The organism is Qipengyuania sp. L-5Y (assembly GCF_056859455.1).
The window spans coordinates 220166-236300 of record NZ_JBSXOM010000031.1 but is presented as its reverse complement, the minus strand read 5'-3'; the positions used below and the strand labels follow the sequence as shown (position 1 = coordinate 236300).

Annotated in this window: 13 protein-coding genes; 6 read left to right on the top strand and 7 right to left on the bottom strand. The window is 61.6% G+C overall.

The genetic code is table 11. From position 1 onward, the window contains the following. Nucleotides 1–83: 83 nt before the first annotated feature. From AC13F2_RS12055 to AC13F2_RS12045, 3 genes are all read left to right on the top strand, one after another. Entirely contained in the window at nucleotides 84–2801 is a 2718-nt protein-coding gene (locus AC13F2_RS12055) for a valine--tRNA ligase (protein WP_482965334.1), read from the top strand. A 238-nt stretch (nucleotides 2802–3039) separates the two neighbouring features. After that, on the top strand, nucleotides 3040–3774 hold the full coding sequence (locus tag AC13F2_RS12050; RefSeq protein ID WP_482965333.1) for a 7-carboxy-7-deazaguanine synthase QueE: 735 nt from the start codon (nucleotides 3040–3042) through the stop codon (nucleotides 3772–3774). Continuing rightward, on the top strand, nucleotides 3771–5219 hold the full coding sequence (locus AC13F2_RS12045) for an MATE family efflux transporter (RefSeq protein WP_248284290.1): 1449 nt from the start codon (nucleotides 3771–3773) through the stop codon (nucleotides 5217–5219). Before AC13F2_RS12050 ends, AC13F2_RS12045 begins: the two co-directional genes overlap by 4 nt. Nucleotides 5220–5234: 15 nt before the next feature. Here the strand turns inward: AC13F2_RS12045 and AC13F2_RS12040 are convergent, their stop codons facing one another. The 5 genes from AC13F2_RS12040 to AC13F2_RS12020 all read right to left on the bottom strand — a co-directional run bounded on the left by AC13F2_RS12040 (nucleotide 5235) and on the right by AC13F2_RS12020 (nucleotide 11486). Continuing rightward, the gene (locus AC13F2_RS12040; RefSeq protein ID WP_482965332.1) at nucleotides 5235–7166 is read right to left on the bottom strand and encodes an ATP-binding protein; all 1932 of its coding nucleotides are present in this window, start codon (nucleotides 7164–7166) and stop codon (nucleotides 5235–5237) included. A gap of 98 nt (nucleotides 7167–7264) precedes the next feature. Further along, on the bottom strand, nucleotides 7265–8017 hold the full coding sequence (locus AC13F2_RS12035; protein ID WP_375245302.1) for a TIGR02186 family protein: 753 nt from the start codon (nucleotides 8015–8017) through the stop codon (nucleotides 7265–7267). Next, nucleotides 8014–8919 carry a sulfite exporter TauE/SafE family protein gene (locus AC13F2_RS12030; RefSeq protein ID WP_196846745.1) on the bottom strand — a complete coding sequence of 302 codons (906 nt, stop codon included), beginning with the start codon at nucleotides 8917–8919 and terminating at the stop codon, nucleotides 8014–8016. Before AC13F2_RS12030 ends, AC13F2_RS12035 begins: the two co-directional genes overlap by 4 nt. Nucleotides 8920–8965: 46 nt before the next feature. Further along, nucleotides 8966–10087, bottom strand: coding sequence for a hypothetical protein (locus AC13F2_RS12025; protein WP_482965331.1), 1122 nt, complete (start codon nucleotides 10085–10087; stop codon nucleotides 8966–8968). Continuing rightward, nucleotides 10080–11486, bottom strand: a complete 1407-nt coding sequence (locus tag AC13F2_RS12020) for a glycosyl transferase family protein (protein WP_272019866.1) — start codon at nucleotides 11484–11486, stop codon at nucleotides 10080–10082. The genes AC13F2_RS12025 and AC13F2_RS12020 overlap by 8 nt, the downstream gene beginning before the upstream one ends. A gap of 82 nt (nucleotides 11487–11568) precedes the next feature. Between AC13F2_RS12020 and nhaA the strand changes: the two genes are divergently transcribed. Further along, entirely contained in the window at nucleotides 11569–12780 is a 1212-nt protein-coding gene (gene nhaA / locus AC13F2_RS12015; protein ID WP_103022721.1) for a Na+/H+ antiporter NhaA, read from the top strand. Nucleotides 12781–12786: 6 nt separating this feature from the next. On the opposite strand, the gene AC13F2_RS12010 is transcribed toward nhaA, so the two are convergent. Then, on the bottom strand, nucleotides 12787–13224 hold the full coding sequence (locus AC13F2_RS12010; protein ID WP_482965330.1) for a VOC family protein: 438 nt from the start codon (nucleotides 13222–13224) through the stop codon (nucleotides 12787–12789). Between the two features lie 125 nt (nucleotides 13225–13349). Between AC13F2_RS12010 and AC13F2_RS12005 the strand changes: the two genes are divergently transcribed. Then, nucleotides 13350–14066 (top strand): SIMPL domain-containing protein, encoded by a 717-nt coding sequence (locus tag AC13F2_RS12005; RefSeq protein ID WP_482965512.1) that lies wholly within the window; start codon nucleotides 13350–13352, stop codon nucleotides 14064–14066. A gap of 56 nt (nucleotides 14067–14122) precedes the next feature. On the opposite strand, the gene AC13F2_RS12000 is transcribed toward AC13F2_RS12005, so the two are convergent. Beyond that, nucleotides 14123–14878: a TorF family putative porin gene (locus tag AC13F2_RS12000; protein WP_482965329.1), complete on the bottom strand. Its 756-nt coding sequence runs from the start codon at nucleotides 14876–14878 to the stop codon at nucleotides 14123–14125. Nucleotides 14879–15147: 269 nt separating this feature from the next. Between AC13F2_RS12000 and AC13F2_RS11995 the strand changes: the two genes are divergently transcribed. Then, entirely contained in the window at nucleotides 15148–15951 is an 804-nt protein-coding gene (locus AC13F2_RS11995) for a metallophosphoesterase family protein (protein WP_482965328.1), read from the top strand. The last annotated feature ends 184 nt before the right edge of the window (nucleotides 15952–16135 follow it).

Below are 16135 nucleotides of genomic sequence, written 5' to 3'. Positions count from 1 at the left end.
AAATGAGTCGCTTGCCAAGCGACTATCGCCGCACATCACCTGCAGCGTTGCATCGCAACAAGGGCGCTGGCAAAGGCGAGCCCATGAGCACCGAGCTACCGAAAACATTCGATCCCGCCGAAATCGAGGCGCGCTGGTACGCGCATTGGGAGGGAGAGGGCCTGTTCCGCCCCGACCGTCCGCAGGCCGAACCCTATACTATCGTCAATCCGCCGCCCAATGTGACCGGCAGCCTGCATATCGGCCACGCGCTCGACAACACCCTGCAGGACGTGATGATCCGTTACGAACGGCTGCGCGGCAAGGATGCATTGTGGGTGGTCGGCACCGATCACGCAGGCATCGCCACGCAGATGGTGGTGGAACGCCAGCTCGAGGCCAGTCAGGACAAACGCACCAATTATTCGCGCGAGGATTTCATCGCGAAGGTGTGGGAATGGAAGGAAGAAAGCGGCGGCACGATCACCCGCCAGCTGCGCCGTCTGGGTTGTTCGATGGACTGGAGCCGCGAACAGTTCACGATGGACGATCATTTTTCGCAGGCCGTGCTCAAGACCTTCGTCGACCTGCATAATGACGGGCTCATCTATCGCGACAAGCGGCTGGTGAACTGGGATCCCAAGCTGAAGACCGCGATTTCCGATCTCGAGGTCGAGACGCAGGATGTGAAGGGCAGTTTCTGGCACTTCAGATATCCGCTCGAAGACGGTGTGACGCTGGCCGACGGTCGCGATTACATCGAAGTCGCCACCACGCGGCCGGAAACCATGCTGGCCGACATGGCGGTTGCCGTGCATCCCGATGATGCGCGTTACGCATCGGTCGTGGGCAAGCATGTCGTGCTGCCCATCACCGGCCGCCGCGTGCCCATCGTCGCGGACGAACATGCCGATCCCGAACTCGGGTCTGGCGCGGTCAAGATCACGCCGGGCCACGACTTCAACGATTTCGAAGTCGGCAAGCGCGCCTGGTTCAAGCCGGCCGACATGCTCAACATGCTCGATGGCGAAGCCAATGTCTGCCAGACAGCGGACGGGCTGGTGCCGGAGGAATTCCTCGGCCTTCACCGCTTCAAGCGCGACGGCGTGGACGGCGCCCGCGAACTGGTCGTGCGGCGACTGAAGGAACTGGATTGCCTCATTCCGCATGTCACGAAGGACAAGGAAGGCAACGCTGTCGAGCACGATGCCGAACCGCGCACCATCGCGACACCGTTCGGCGACCGCGGCGGCGTGGTGATCGAACCCTGGCTGACCGACCAGTGGTATGTCGATGCCGAAACGCTGGCGAAGAAGCCGATCGAGGCCGTGAAGAGCGGCGCAGTCGAAATCGTGCCGAAGAGCTGGGAGAAGACCTTCTTCAACTGGATGGAAAACATCCAGCCCTGGTGCGTCAGCCGCCAGCTCTGGTGGGGTCACCGCATCCCGGCGTGGTATGACGCCGACGGCAAAGCCTATGTCGCGATGACGCAAGAAGAGGCGCAGGCACAGGCTGGCGACGGCGTCGCGCTGACCCGCGACGAAGACGTCCTCGACACCTGGTTCTCTTCCGCGCTGTGGCCGTCCGCCACCCTCGGCTGGCCGGACAAGACCGATCTCGTCGATAAACATTACCCCAACAGCCTGCTGATTTCCGGGTTCGACATCCTGTTCTTCTGGGATGCCCGGATGATGATGATGGGGCAGTACAACACCGGCCAGAACCCCTGGCCTAGGCTCTATCTCCACGGTCTTGTCCGCGCTGCCGACGGGCAGAAGATGTCCAAGTCCAAGGGCAATGTCGTCGATCCGCTGGGCCTGATCGACCAGTACGGTGCCGATGCGCTGCGCTTCTTCATGGCGGCGATGGAAAGCCAGGGCCGCGACATCAAGATGGATGACAAGCGGATCGAGGGATACCGCAATTTCGCGACCAAGCTGTGGAATGCCACGCGCTTCTGCCAGTCCAACGGGATCGTCGGCGGCATCGGCGATCATACCGGCCCCGGCCTTGCCCCCAAGCTGGCGGTCAATCGCTGGATCATCGGCGAAGTCATCGAAACCAGGGACGCGCTCGACAGGGCGCTGGCCGAACTGCGTTTCGATGCGGCTGCGAATACCATCTACCACTTCGTATGGGACCGGTTCTGCGACTGGTATATCGAACTGATCAAGGGCAATTTCGATGACGAGACGAAGGCGGTAGCCGGCTGGGCGCTCGACCAGATCCTGGTCATGCTGCACCCCTTCATGCCCTTCATCACCGAAGAGCTCTGGTCCAAGCAGGCCGCGCGTCCCGATTACCCGCTGATCACCGCGCAATGGCCCGATCCGCAGGCCGAGATCGATGCGGCGGCCAAGGCGGAAATCGACTGGCTGATCGCGCTGACCAGCGCGGTGCGGACCGCCAAGAACGAATTGGGCATTCCGCCGGGCGCCAAGCTCGAAGCTTTCTGCCCGACGCCCAGCGCGCTGGCGAAATCGGTGGTCGAGGCCAATGGCGCAGCGATCGAGCGGCTTGCCCGCCTGACCCCGATCCACATGGTCGATGCCCCCGCCGGTGCCGCCATGCAGATCGCAGCCGGCGAGGATGCCTTCGTGATCCCGCTTGAAGGTGTGATCGACATTGCGTCCGAGAAAGCCCGCCTTTCCAAGGCGCTCGAAGCGTCCACCAAGGAAGCCAAGTCGCTCGAAGGGCGTCTGTCCAACGCGAACTTCGTCGATCGCGCCAAGCCCGAAGCGGTCGAAAAGGCCCGTGCCGATCACGCCCATCACACCGCAGAGGTCGAACGCCTGACTGCTGCGCTGGCGCGGCTGGGGTAAGGTAGCTCTTTCCTACACGGGGACATTTTGCCTATGCCGGGGATATGAATCCCCGGCCCATCCGTATCTGCGCGAAACGCATGTGGGAAATCATCGTGACGGGGCCTGCGCGAAAGGTGACACCTTCGAATTGGGGAAAGCCAACTTTCCTGTTTTCTCACAATAGTTTGACCGCAGCGTCGCGGCCTGCCGGAGTTTCTATTTTGCATGGGGTCGGTGTAAACCCGTCAGGACTGGCATGGCGCTGATACTCGCGACCGACGATGAAGGCGGGCCGGAAATTTTCGCGTCGGTTCAGGGCGAAGGGCCGAGCATGGGCATGCCGGTCGCCTTCATGCGCCTGTCGCGCTGCAACCTTGCCTGCGTGTGGTGCGACACCGCCTATACCTGGCATTTCCAGGGCGACGAACGCCCGCATCGCGGCGGCGTGGAATACGACCGCAAGGCCAACCAGCTCTCGCTGCCGGAAGATGAAGTCGCCGCGCGCATCATGGCGCTGGGGCAAAGCCGCCTCGTCATCACCGGGGGCGAACCCTTGCTGCAGGCCCCTGCCCTTGCTCGCCTGCTCGAGCTGCTGCCCGATGTGTCGGTCGAGATCGAAACCAACGGGACGACCAAGGCCCCCGCCCCGCTCGATATCCGCATCGACCAGTTCAACGTCAGCCCCAAGCTCGCGCATAGCGGCAATCCCGCCGAACTGGCGCTGCTGCCCGAACGGCTCGATGCCTATGCCACCGATCCGCGCGCATGGTTCAAATTCGTGATCGCTGAACCCGCAGACGTCGACGAGGTCCTGGCGCTGCGCGACCGGTACCGTTTCAGGCCCGGCCATGTGTTCCTGATGGCCGAAGGCACCGATAGCGAGACCTTGCGCGAGCGCGAGAAATGGCTCGCACCGCTTTGCGTGCGCCATGGTTTCCGGTTGAGCGACCGCCTGCACATCCACCTGTTCGGAGACACGCGGGCCACATGAGACCGCCGACGCCAGCCAAGCCGCGCGATCTGACCAGCGGACCGGTTCTCAAGACACTGGTCCTGTTCAGCCTGCCCACGCTCGCATCCAATCTGCTCCAGTCACTCAACGGCTCGGTCAATTCGATCTGGGTCGGGCGGCTGCTGGGTGAAGCGGCACTGGCTGCAACCGCCAATGCCAATATCATCATGTTCCTCACCTTCGCCGCCGTCTTCGGTTTCGGCATGGCGGCGACGGTCAAGATGGGGCAGGCGTTCGGTGCATCCGATACCGATCAGGCGCGGCGGACATTCGGCACCGCCATGGGGTTCTGCCTTACGCTCGCGCTGATCGTGGCGATTGCAGGCTGGCTGGCATCGCCCGCCCTGCTGCAGGCGTTGGGCACACCGGAACAGGCCTACACGCTCGCTTTGTCATATCTGCGCGTCATCTTCATCGCCATCCCCGGTTCCATGGCCACGGTGATGATCGCCATGGGCCTGCGCGGTTCGGGGGATGCGCGAACGCCCTTCATCTTCATGGCGCTGACGGTCGTGCTCGATATCGTGCTCAACCCGCTTCTGATTGCCGGGATTGGCCCCTTCCCGCAGCTTGGGATTGCCGGGTCGGCGCTGTCCACCGCGATCGCGGGCTATGTCTCGCTCGCCGGGCTGGTCGCCTATGTCTACTGGCGCGATCTGCCGCTGCGTCTGCGTGGCAGGGAAATCGGCTATCTCATCCCGCGGCGGGCCGAAATGGGCTATATCCTCGGCAAGGGTCTGCCGATGGGGGCGCAGATGCTGCTGGTGTCTTCGGCGGGGATCGTCTTCATCGGCCTCGTCAACCGCGAAGGGCTGCTTGCGGCCGCCGCCTACAGCGCGTCGCTGCAATTATGGACCTATCTCCAGATGCCCGCGATGGCGATCGGTGCCGGTGCCAGTGCCATGGCGGCGCAGGCCATCGGGGCGGGTAAGCTGGACCGGCTGGACCAGATCAGCCGCGCCGGGGTGAGCACGAACCTTGTACTGACCGGCGTCATGACCGCGCTGCTGCTGCTGTTCGACCGCGCGGCGCTGGTCCTGTTCCTTGGTCCCGAAAGTCCTGCCGTGGCCCTGGCCCGCCACATCCAGTTCCTGGCGAGCTGGAGCTTCATCATCTTCGGGGTGACGATCGTACTGTTCGGCACCATGCGCGCTGGCGGCGTCGTCTATGCGCCGCTGATCGTGCTGGGGATCGCCCTGTTCCCGGCGCGGCTCGGCTTCTACTACGCTCTGGTCGGCACGCTGGGACAGGATGCCCTGTGGCTGAGCTTCCCCTTCGGCTCCTTCGTCGGCGTCGCGCTGGCGATCGTTGCCTATCGCCGCAAGGGCTGGCGCCTCAAGGCACGCGCCATCTCGCCCGAACGCGCGGCGGAGGAGGTCAATACGAATGGCGAAGCGGTCGGGCGGTTCAAGCCCGACATGTAACGCCGCGAGGTCGGATCAGCCCTGCGAACGCCAGCGCAACACGGTGCGCTGGACGGTTTCCTCTTCGCCGCCGGTCTTGTTCCACAGCTCGACGAAGCTCGGGTCTTCCGATGCCGGGCGCCGCGATTCCTCGAGATTGTCGAAGCTGACGCGCATGGGGATGGCCACGCCCTCGCCGCAGATGATGCATTCGCGATTGCGCAGGGCCGGGATCGCATCGAGGAACCCGCGCGCACCTTCCGGCATGGCGGCCCGCACGAATTCCTGATCGCGGTCGTTGTTGAGGCGCATCGAAATGATGGTACCGCACTGCGACAGCACGCCTTCGGCAAGGTCGGACGGCCGCTGCGTGATCAGGCCGAGCGAGATGCCGTATTTGCGGCCCTCCTTGGCGATGCGGCTAAGGATGGTGCCGACCGAATTGCCATCGGCATTCTTCTCGTTCGGAACGTAGCGATGGGCTTCCTCGCACACGAGCAGGATCGGCGATGTACGCTCCTCGCGGCCCCAGATGGCGAAGTCGAAGACCAGGCGGCTGAGCACGGCAACCACCGTCGCGGTAATGTCCGAGGGGACGCCCGACACATCGATGATCGAAATCGGCTTGCCGTTGGATGGCATGCGGAAGATCTTGGCGATGAAATCGGCCATCGTGTCGGCCACCAGCATGCCGGAGAACATGAACTGGTACCGCGGGTCGCCCTTGATCTCGTCGAGCTTGTTCTTGATCCGCATGTAAGGGGCGGAGTTGGTCGATTTGTCGAGCTTGCCCATCCCGTCCTGAATCTCGTTCGAGAGGTCGGACAGGAGATAGGGAATGGGGGAATCGACCGTGATCTTGCCCATGCTTTCGGCAAGGCGGCTTTTCTGCCGGGCCTTGAGCAGACAGCGCGCCAGAATGTCGGCATCGACCTGGCGCTCATTCCCGTTGCTGGTGAGCAGCACTTCGCAATGCTCCTCGAAATTCATGATCCAGTACGGCATCTGGAGGTTCGAGACGTCGAGGATCACACCGGTATGGCGGAACGCCGCCGAATATTCGCCGTGCGGATCGATCATGACGATATGCCCCTCGGGCGCCGCCTCGCAGATACGGTGCAGCAACAGGGCCGCGCTGGTCGATTTGCCGGTGCCGGTCGACCCCAGCAGCGCAAAGTGCTTCCCGAGCATGGCATCGATGTAGATGCCCGCACGGATGTCCTTCGTGGGATAGACCTTGCCGATCGTTACCGCGCTGCGTCCGTCGCTCGCATAGACCTGCTTGAGGTCCTGCGTCGACGCGGGATAGACCATTCCGCCCGGAACGGGATAGCGCGTCACACCGCGGCGGAAGCCATGGAGCTTTCCGGTCAGCTTCTCTTCGATCCCTTCGCCGAGAAAATCGATATTGGCGAGGATGGAACCTGCCTTGCGATCCTGGCGCTGATTGCGCACGCTGGCGAGAAGCCAGCTGTTGCCGACGCGGATCTTGACCTGCGAACCGACCTGTCCGGCCATCGCGATCGATGGATCGTCATCTTCGGTGCACTCGTTGAGGCGTTGCAGGTCGATGGCAATCATCGAACCCGAGCCGGCGATCTCCAGCACCACGCCAATGGGTTGGGTGGCATTCTCGCTGACCGGTTCTTCTTCTGCGGGGCCTTCGACCGCATTCGCAGGCTCGCGCTGCGGCGCAAGGTCCGACGGGCGCGGCGGTGCGTCTCCCAGCGTTGGTGTAAAGCGTTCGGCAGGCGCAATCGGTTCGACAGATACCGGTTGGTCAGATGTCACATCCGCGCAAGGCTGCGGCTGGTGAACATATCCCGAAGGGGACACATATGGAGCGGATTGTTCGGCGCTGCGCCTGATTCGGTCCCGTAGCGAATTGCTGCGCGGCTGCGGCGGCTCTGCGCCATCTTCCATCGCCGGATCGAAGGTACGGTAGTTGGAATTGCCCATTTCGGTCATCGGTCAGCTGTGCCCCACGTATGACGCCCCATTTGCGCCAGCGTATCGCCTGCCCGAAACTGCTTAAGATGTGGTCAACGCCGCCGCGCAAGAAAGGATCACATCAACGCGAACAACCGGCCTGCTGCCCAGCCCATCCCCACGGCAAGAGCGACCGCCATCAGGCCGTAGGCCAGCGACCATTCCTGAGAATATTCCGCTACGAGCCGTTCGAAGCCGACCTTCTTCACTTCGACTTCCGCCTGAGCCGATGCAATGACCCGCCCATCGCGAACAGCGAATGTTTCCGCCGTATACGTCCCGGTAGACACGCTGGATGGCAGCGAAATGCGCGACTGGTAGAGCACCTGTTCGCTGATCTGAACGCCCTCGAAATCCTGCTTGTAGAGCTGCTGGCGCGTCTTGAGATCGACTAGCCCGGCCTTGAAGCGCGCCTGTTCTTCCGGATCGATCACGCCGCTCGGTGACAACTGGATGTAGTCTGTTCCGAACTCGTAGATCGCTGCGGTCTTCTCGTCGACGATCTCCGATACAGGGCGCGAAGAAGCGACGGCGAAGAAGGACGGGACAGAGCGGAAATCGCTGCTCGCCGCGTTGACCCACACGCCGACGAAACGCTCCTTCTCGCGCAGTCGAACCGGTTCGGACGGGCCCTTGAGAACGACTACGATATCGTAGTCGCTGCCGGCCGCCCTGCCCAGCGGATCGAGCACCGCGCCGAAAAGCAGCAGCTCGGTTCCGGTAAAGCCTTGCCGTACGCGCACTTCATGCTGACTCACTTCGGGCACGAGGATGGGATCCCGCTGTCCCATCAGCGCAAAAGCGAAGAGAATGAGAAGAAGCGCCCTCACAACGGATACAGCGTGTAGATTTCGTCCGGCTGATAGAACAGGCCGAGGAACATGCGGAACGCCACAAGCAGGACGATCGCAGCGAGGATGAGGCGCAATATCTCGGGCTTCGCCTTGACCGCGATCTGCGAGCCGATCTGCGCGCCCGTGACCGAGCCCACCAGCAGCAGGAACACCAGCACGATATCGACTGCCTTGGTGGTCAGCGAGTGCATCAGGGTGGTGGCCATGGTCACGAACAGAATATTGTAGAGCGAGGTGCCGACGACGACATTTGCGCTCATGCCCAGAATATAGAGCATGGCAGGAACAAGGATGAACCCGCCACCCACGCCCATCAGCATGGTCAGAACACCGACCGCCACGCCCACAACCAGTGGCGCGATCGGGGAAATGTAGAGGCCCGAACGGTAAAAACGCCAGCGCATTGGCAGGCTCGCGATAATGGGGTGGTGCCGCCTTCGAGCCGCCTGCGAACTGCCGGTGCCACGCAGCGTCTGCACCGCTTCGCGTGCCATCAGCATGCCAATCGTGCCGAGCAGGATGACGTATAGCGCACTGATGACCACGTCGATCTGGCCGATCGAGCGCAGAAAACGGAACAGGAGCGCGCCGAAACCGGATCCGACGATACCTCCGGCCACCATTACCATCCCCATGCGATAATCGACACCGCCGCGCCCGCCATGCGCCAGCACGCCGGTGACACTCGCGCCGGTGACCTGCGTCGATGCCGATGCAGCCGCCACGGTCGGTGGGATGCCATAGAAGATCAGCAAGGGAGTGGTCAGGAACCCGCCGCCCACACCGAACAATCCGGAAAGAATGCCCGTCAAAGCTCCCAACGCGACGATCCAAAGTCCATTTACGGACAGGTTCGCGATTGGGAGATAGACATCCATGGCTTCGCCCTATCGCAGCGGGCGGACGGTTGGAAGCCGGACTATGTCAGAACCCGGTCGAAAGCGTCAGCACGCCACCATTTCCCGGCGCTGCATTGCCAGCAACACGCACGCGGTAGCCTGCTTCCAGACGCACGGGCGCCCCCCCGGCGGAGAGATTGAGGGTCACTGCGGGTCCCACATCGACCCGGGACGCCCCTTTCTGGGCGCCGCCCCAGGCCCCCGCTCCAAGCGACAGACCACCCGAATCGAAAGTCACCGCCCGGCGTTCCGCGACCAGAGCGCCATCTGCGAATGGGGTTGCGAAATCGCCGCCGACATAGCCAGCCTGCCCATAAGCTCGCGCCGTCGCTTCCATCGGCAGCCTGCCCTGCTCGAATCCCCCCGCCACAAAGGCTGCAGGCCTCAATTCGGTTGATCCATCTCGATGCGTCGCCCGCGCTTCAGCATTAAGATCGATCGGTATCTTCGCGAGAGGGCGGACACGCAGGCCAAGGGCTGTATCCGTCTGTCCGTCGCTGCCGAGATCGTGGTTGGCGCGGAAATATGCCGCCGGTCGGTGGGCGCTGGATCGATCGAGACTATACGCCAGCACAGCGCCGACCTGACTGCCCCCATAACTGGCCGGTCGCGATCCGCCTTCCGTCGGCAAGGATCTACCCTCTCGCGCGACCAGCCAGGCGTCGATCCGCCAGGCCGAGCCCCCCGGTCGAGTATCCTCTCGCACAGAAGAAACTGGTCGATCGGTTGGCTCGGGCGATTGGTCTCGAGTGCTGGCGACCGCCAATTCGCCAGGCGATTCTCCAAGTCGTGGAGCCACCACCTGCTCAAGATCAAGGCCATCAGCCCCTGGTCCAGCTTTGCCGCTGCGCACCAGTGTGGCGAATCCAATCTGCTTTAGGCGCCCGGTTTCACGAGCGACGTGGGGAGCGCCGGTGCCACCATTTCCCGCGCGAATGCTCGGCGGACCGAAATTGCCGGTTCGACGATCCGTGTGTCCGGGTGCGCTCTCGATCTTGTCGAGCCCCATCATTACCAGGTCAGGCGTAATGGCTGGTGGCAGCAACGGATTTTCCCACGTCGCCGCGCGCAGTAAAAGCCATCCGGCCGTCAGCAGGCACAGGAACAGAACCGGTTGCCCCTGACGTTGCGCGATCAGATTATGCACCGGCTTTATCGACCGTTTTCAGCAGCGCCGGGTGATCCCAATGTTCCGTCTTGTCCCATATTACCGGGGCACCGCGAAGGGTCTTGATGTAGGCTATCAATGCGCGCCGCCCAGCCATGATCGCAATGATGTTCGATACGAAAGTTCGCGGAATGGCGATCAATCCCTGACGCCAGCCATATTCGCGCGCAGTGAAGCAGGCACGCATCAGAAAGCGCATCGCCACCCCGAAGAGATTGAGCCAGAGCAACGCTGAAAGTAGCGGTGAAACGGCAGGAAGTGCCACGATATGCAGTTCACTCAGCATCATGGATATCGCGGCACACACCAGCAGCGAGTAGGCTAGCACCAGAAGTATGGCGGCGAGCGGCCCGCGCCGGTCGCGAAGCTGCATCCAGAGATCGACCGGCTTCCGGTCCCAGCCCAGCCGGTCCCACCCCTGCAAGGCGATGCCGTGCATCCAGCGCGTCTTCTGACGCACCGATTCGTCGCGGCCGGTTGGGAAAAACGCGCGCGTCGCAATCAAGCGGCCATCGCAGCCGCGTACGCGAATGAACCGACCTCGTCCTCCAGCCTGGGCGATCTTGAGACCGAGTTCGTAGTCTTCGGTGAGGGATTCTCGCGCAAAGGGGCTGCCGCCTTCCCGCGCCGCCAAGGCTGCCAAAGCATTGCGCGCGATTCCGCAGCCGACGCCGGCACCTGGGATTGCTGCGCCCAATGCGTCCCTGACAACCAGAGCCTTGCCATGCGATTCTGCGAATTCATCCGAATAATGCGAGCCGATCCACGGCGAACGATGCTGCGGAAGAGCGAGCACCGGAAGCTGGACGAACTGTGCGTGCCATAACGCCTGATCCAGAAGAGAAAGCGCGGCGGGATCGACCATATCTTCCGCGTCATGCAGCACGACCATGGAGGCCTTCTGTCCGGATCGCACCTCATCCTCTTCCAGCGCCCGGTACAAGCGGTTGAGACAGTCAGCCTTCGAGGTCGGTCCATCTTCACCGTGGATTACCAGCCGTACGCGCGGATCGCCCCGCGTCGCGGCGATAACGGCCGCCATGGTATAGGGATCGTTGCGATAACAGCCGACATAGATGGTCACTTCTGGCTGCGGCCAGACGTCCAGCATATGCACGAGCGTAGGGCCTATGACGGCTTCTTCGCGCCAGGTCGGAATGAAGACGGCAGCAGGACCGGCCAGGCTTGTAATAGCCTCTGGATCGCCTTCTTTCAGGCGAGGTGTCGCAATACGTCCGGTGAGACGCATCCAGACATAAGTGCAGTCGAGAGCAAACTCGTCGATCATGCCGAGTGCAAAGAATGCTGCCGCGAACAGCAGTAATTCGTGCTGCACGAGCACGAACCATTCCGCGAAAGTAAACGACCCCAGTACCATACGGCACCCCCTGCCTATTTCGTTAACCTCCGCTTTCAAGACTTGCAACATGGGACGCTTTACGGGAGAGAGCGTCGCCAAGATGAACCAACGTCCTTCAGGAATCCGCCTCGTATTTGCCCCCGTTCGCGCGCTTTTCGTCAGCGATGCATCGGCCGGCATCCTGCTCATCCTCGTGGCGATCGCCGCGATGCTGGCGGCCAACTCGCCGCTTGCAGGGGAATACGAGCAGCTTTTCTACGGCGAATTGCCCTGGACGCCGATCCCAAAACTCTACGACATGCATTTGTGGATCAACGACGGGCTCATGGCGCTGTTCTTCTTCGTCGTCGGACTCGAAGTTAAGCGCGAATGGATAGAAGGACAGCTATCGACCGCTGAATCCCGCCGCCTGCCAATTCTTGCAGCGGTTGCGGGTATGGCAGTCCCTGCCCTGGTCTATGTCGGCGTGGTCGGCGGCGATGCCGAACTGATGCGCGGCTGGGCAATTCCGGCGGCGACGGACATTGCCTTTGCCATGGGCGTACTGGGTCTGCTGGGGAACCGCTGCCCGGCATCGCTGCGCCTGTTCCTCCTGACCGTTGCGATCGTCGACGATATCGGCGCCGTGATGGTCATAGCTCTGTTCTATACCGCGCAGATCAAACTCGGCTGGCTCGCGGCTGCCGGCGCGGTAGTCGTGGCGATGATGGTCCTGAACAAGATGCGCGTGGCACGATATTGGCCGTACATCCTGCTCGCGCTGGTCCTGTGGTACTTCGTCCTCAATTCGGGGATCCACGCCACCATTGCGGGCGTCGTCGCGGCGCTGTGCATTCCCATGGTCGGCCCCGACGACCAGACCATGGTCGAACGTATGGAACACGGGCTTGCCCCGTGGAGCGCCTACCTGATCGTTCCGGTATTCGGTTTTGCCAATGCCGGGGTGCCGCTCGCCGGCATGGGTCTGGAACAGGTCTTCGCACCACTCCCGCTTGCGATCGCGGCCGGCCTGTTCGTCGGCAAGCAGATCGGGATATTCTCGGCGATCTTCGTTGCCGACAAGATCGGCTTCGCGCCACGGCCGGATCAGGCGAGCTGGCCCGAAATATGGGGAGTTTCCATCCTGTGCGGGATCGGCTTCACCATGTCGCTGTTCATCAGCGGGCTTGCCTTTACCGGCCAACAATTGCTGATCAACGAGGCGAAGATCGGCATCCTCCTCGGCTCGCTGATCTCGGCAATAGTCGGCTACACCATCCTGCGCATGTCCGCGCAGCATCCCGACGATATGCGCTCCCCATATATCGACTGACGCGGCTTACCAACTCCCGGTATTTTCCATGCTTGCCCAAGGCTCGCATGGCTCGAGAGATCCCTCCTGCAGCAGCTCGATCGAAATGCCGTCGGGCGTCCTGACAAAGGCCATATGCCCGTCACGCGGGGGGCGATTGATGGTATGGCCGGCATCCATGATGGCCTGGCAGGTCTCGTAAATATTCCCCACCCGATAGGCGAGATGGCCGAAATTGCGGCCACCCGAATAGGTTTCCGGATCGCTGCCGTCCTGTGGGGGCCAGTTGTAGGTAAGTTCCACTTCCGCGACGCCTTCCTGACCCGGGGCCGCCAGAAAAATGAGCGTGAAGCGACCCGCTTCGTTATCGAAACGGCGCGTTTCTTCGACCCCGATCAGCTTGAAAAACGCGACAGTGGCCTCCGGGTCGGTCACGCGGATCATCGTGTGAAGATATTTTGTCAATGCGAACTCCATTCATCTATATTAAAGCACGGTTCACCGAATAGAGTTTAGATTGCGCTCCGCCAGACTGGCCAGAGAGGAACGCGATCATGTCCGACGAACCCGAAACGGTAGCGCCAAGTGCCATGCACAGGCGCGGGGATGCAACTTTCAAACGCTGGATTGCGAGCGCCGGCATACTTTCGGCCGGTCTGATCATCGGCGGATTCGTCCTCGGCGATGGGCTCGTGCGCATGAAGGCGGCCGAGCGTACAGTGACTGTTCGCGGACTTGCCGAACGCGAAGTGACCGCGGATCTGGCAACATGGACTTTGTCCTTCGCGTCGACCGCCACAAACTTGCAGAGTGCGCAGGCAAGCACCGATAAAGACGCCGTGGCGGTGCGCGAATTTTTCGAACGCATGGGCTTTCCTGCAGACGCGCTCACGCCTGCCGGGATAAATGTCTCGAACTACACCGACAACGGAACGGTCTTTTACACCGTGCGGCAGCGTATCGTTCTTCGCACTGAAGATATTGATCGCGCTCAGCGCGCCGTGCGAAATCAGGCCGAACTGGTCCGCAACGGGGTCGTTCTCGAAGACGGGTCGGGTATCAGTTACACCTTCACGGGCCTCAATTCGATTAAGCCCGCGATGGTCGCCGAAGCGACGAAAGATGCTCGCGCCTCTGCCGAACAGTTTGCCCAGGACAGCGGTGCGGATGTGGGGGGCATTCGCAAAGCAACGCAGGGATATTTTTCAATCGAGGCGCGCGATGGCGAAGCGGGCGGCTGGGGCGTGGGCGACACGCCGTTCAAGAAAGTGCGCGTCGTGACGACTGTAGATTTCGCCCTAGATTAAGCGCGAAAAAAGGGGCGCACCAACCGATGCGCCCCGTACTTCCTTGGCGCCCGCCGTTAGAAGCTGGCCGACAGGGTCGCCACGATAGCATCGTCGGTATAGCCGTCGATCGAAGGACCCTCGACGCCCACATAGGCCACGCCGAGTTCGAAATTGCCTTTCGCCACGCTCGCGCCAAGCGACCAGTCGAAGCCCGTATCGTCCAGAGTACCCGCCACGAAGGGAGGTGCCAGTACGCCATCGGTATATCCGAGATGGCCGTTTAGGCTGATCGGCGTGTTCGGAATGCCGAAGCCGAGATCGGTGTAGAGATACAGGTTGTCCTGTCCGCTCAGCGAATCCTGCTTGGGCGCGTAGGCCACTCCAAAGGTCGCCGCGGCAGGCCCGAGCGTGGTGCTGAGCGACGCGTAAGGTTCCCAATAGTCCGTATCGAGGCCGAGATCTTCCGTGGGATAGATGTAGTACAAGACCCCCAGATCGACGCTTACCGCTTCGGTCAGATTGCCGCTCCACCCGGCATAGATGTCGAGTTCAAGATCGCCATAGGATGGCCCGCCCTTGATCGAAGATGCCCAGGTTCCGACATAGAACCCGCTGTCGTGGGCGACATCGAACCCGCCCTGTAGAGCCGGGTCTCCCCCGGACTGGGAAATGCCGCGGAACCGGTAGTCGGTCGTCAGCGCAACATTGACCGACGCGGTAATCGAACTGCTCGCAGCTTCATCTTCCGATTGAGCCATGGCCGGCGTTGCGAGAGAAATGCTCGCCATAGCGAGCGATGCGGCCATCAGGCCGCGAAAGGACGTTAGCATCACAAACTCCTGTACGAGTGTCGCTTCGTCCCACCTGCGAATCCGGCGGAGCCATTTTATTAGGCTTCTCGTCCAGATACGCTCATAAACCTGCCCAAAAGCGAAGCATTGCGCAAGATCAAGTCAAAAACGTTTCGCATACGCAGCAATAGGTGTGCTTTTTCCGCAACTGCGAAGATGAGCGCCACGCGCCCTCAGTTGCTCCTTGCGAGACAAGGGCGTATCTCCCGAACACTCAATTTGCGCTACCCGGGTCTCTTTCAGGTACCATGTTCAATCTTGCGAAGCTTTTTGGTTGGCGTGGCGAGCCCACGCGTCGGCCGAGCGTCCCCGACGGCGAACGCTATTACGTTATTGGCGACATACACGGACGCTGCGACCTGCTGGACCAGTTGATCGAGGCTATCGAGCGGGATGACGCTGCATCGGGAGCTGCCGACAGTACGGTGATCCTGTTGGGAGATCTTATCGACCGCGGTCCGGAAAGTGCACGGGTGGTCGAAACTGCGCGCAAATGGGGAAAGCGCCGACGCGTGCACTGCATCGCCGGGAATCACGAGGAGATGTTTCTCGAGAGTTTCACGGACCGCGAAATGCTACGGCATTTCCTCAAGCACGGAGGGCGGGAAACGGTGCTGAGTTACGGTATCAAACGTAAACGCTATAACGAACTCACCATGAAGGAACTTCAGGTCGAGCTGAACGAACTGGTCCCGAAGAAACACCGCAAGTTTCTGGAGCGCATGGAGAACATGGTCGTCGCCGGCGACTATGTTTTTGTCCATGCGGGCATCAATCCCAAACGCGCGATCGACGATCAGAAGCAGTCGGATTTGCGCTGGATCCGCGAACGGTTTCTCAAGCATGACGAACCCTTTAGCCATGTAATTGTTCACGGGCATACGATCTTCGAAGAGATCGAACATACCGATCACCGGATCGGCATAGACACGGGCGCCTTTCGCACCGGCAACCTGACCGCACTGGTCCTGGAAGGCGACACCCGCCGCGTCATTCAGGCGCGGGACGTGAACGGCGATATGACTACCGTGCACTCGGAATTTTCCTGGTGAAGCACCCTTTTCGACACTCGAAGCGACCGGATCGGGACCGATCATGCCCCAGCGAGCGTTTCCCAACCTGTTTTTCCCGAGGAGTATGACCTTTGTCGCTCGATCATTCTGAAGGTTTGGATAACCCGGCCGCAAAGTGGACCGTGGTCGTAACCATGGTGGCGTTGGTCCTGTTGATCGGCAT

What these genes read in the sequence shown, in the direction of transcription:
- AC13F2_RS12045 (WP_248284290.1), top strand. Translation starts at nt 3,771, where the DNA reads ATGAGACCGCCGACGCCAGCCAAGCCGCGCGATCTGACCAGCGGACCG.
- AC13F2_RS12050 (WP_482965333.1), top strand. Translation starts at nt 3,040, where the DNA reads ATGGCGCTGATACTCGCGACCGACGATGAAGGCGGGCCGGAAATTTTC.
- AC13F2_RS11995 (WP_482965328.1), top strand. Translation starts at nt 15,148, where the DNA reads ATGTTCAATCTTGCGAAGCTTTTTGGTTGGCGTGGCGAGCCCACGCGT.
- AC13F2_RS12040 (WP_482965332.1), bottom strand. Translation starts at nt 7,166, where the DNA reads ATGACCGAAATGGGCAATTCCAACTACCGTACCTTCGATCCGGCGATG.
- AC13F2_RS12030 (WP_196846745.1), bottom strand. Translation starts at nt 8,919, where the DNA reads ATGGATGTCTATCTCCCAATCGCGAACCTGTCCGTAAATGGACTTTGG.
- AC13F2_RS12020 (WP_272019866.1), bottom strand. Translation starts at nt 11,486, where the DNA reads ATGGTACTGGGGTCGTTTACTTTCGCGGAATGGTTCGTGCTCGTGCAG.
- AC13F2_RS12000 (WP_482965329.1), bottom strand. Translation starts at nt 14,878, where the DNA reads ATGCTAACGTCCTTTCGCGGCCTGATGGCCGCATCGCTCGCTATGGCG.
- AC13F2_RS12005 (WP_482965512.1), top strand. Translation starts at nt 13,350, where the DNA reads ATGCACAGGCGCGGGGATGCAACTTTCAAACGCTGGATTGCGAGCGCC.
- AC13F2_RS12055 (WP_482965334.1), top strand. Translation starts at nt 84, where the DNA reads ATGAGCACCGAGCTACCGAAAACATTCGATCCCGCCGAAATCGAGGCG.
- nhaA (WP_103022721.1), top strand. Translation starts at nt 11,569, where the DNA reads ATGAACCAACGTCCTTCAGGAATCCGCCTCGTATTTGCCCCCGTTCGC.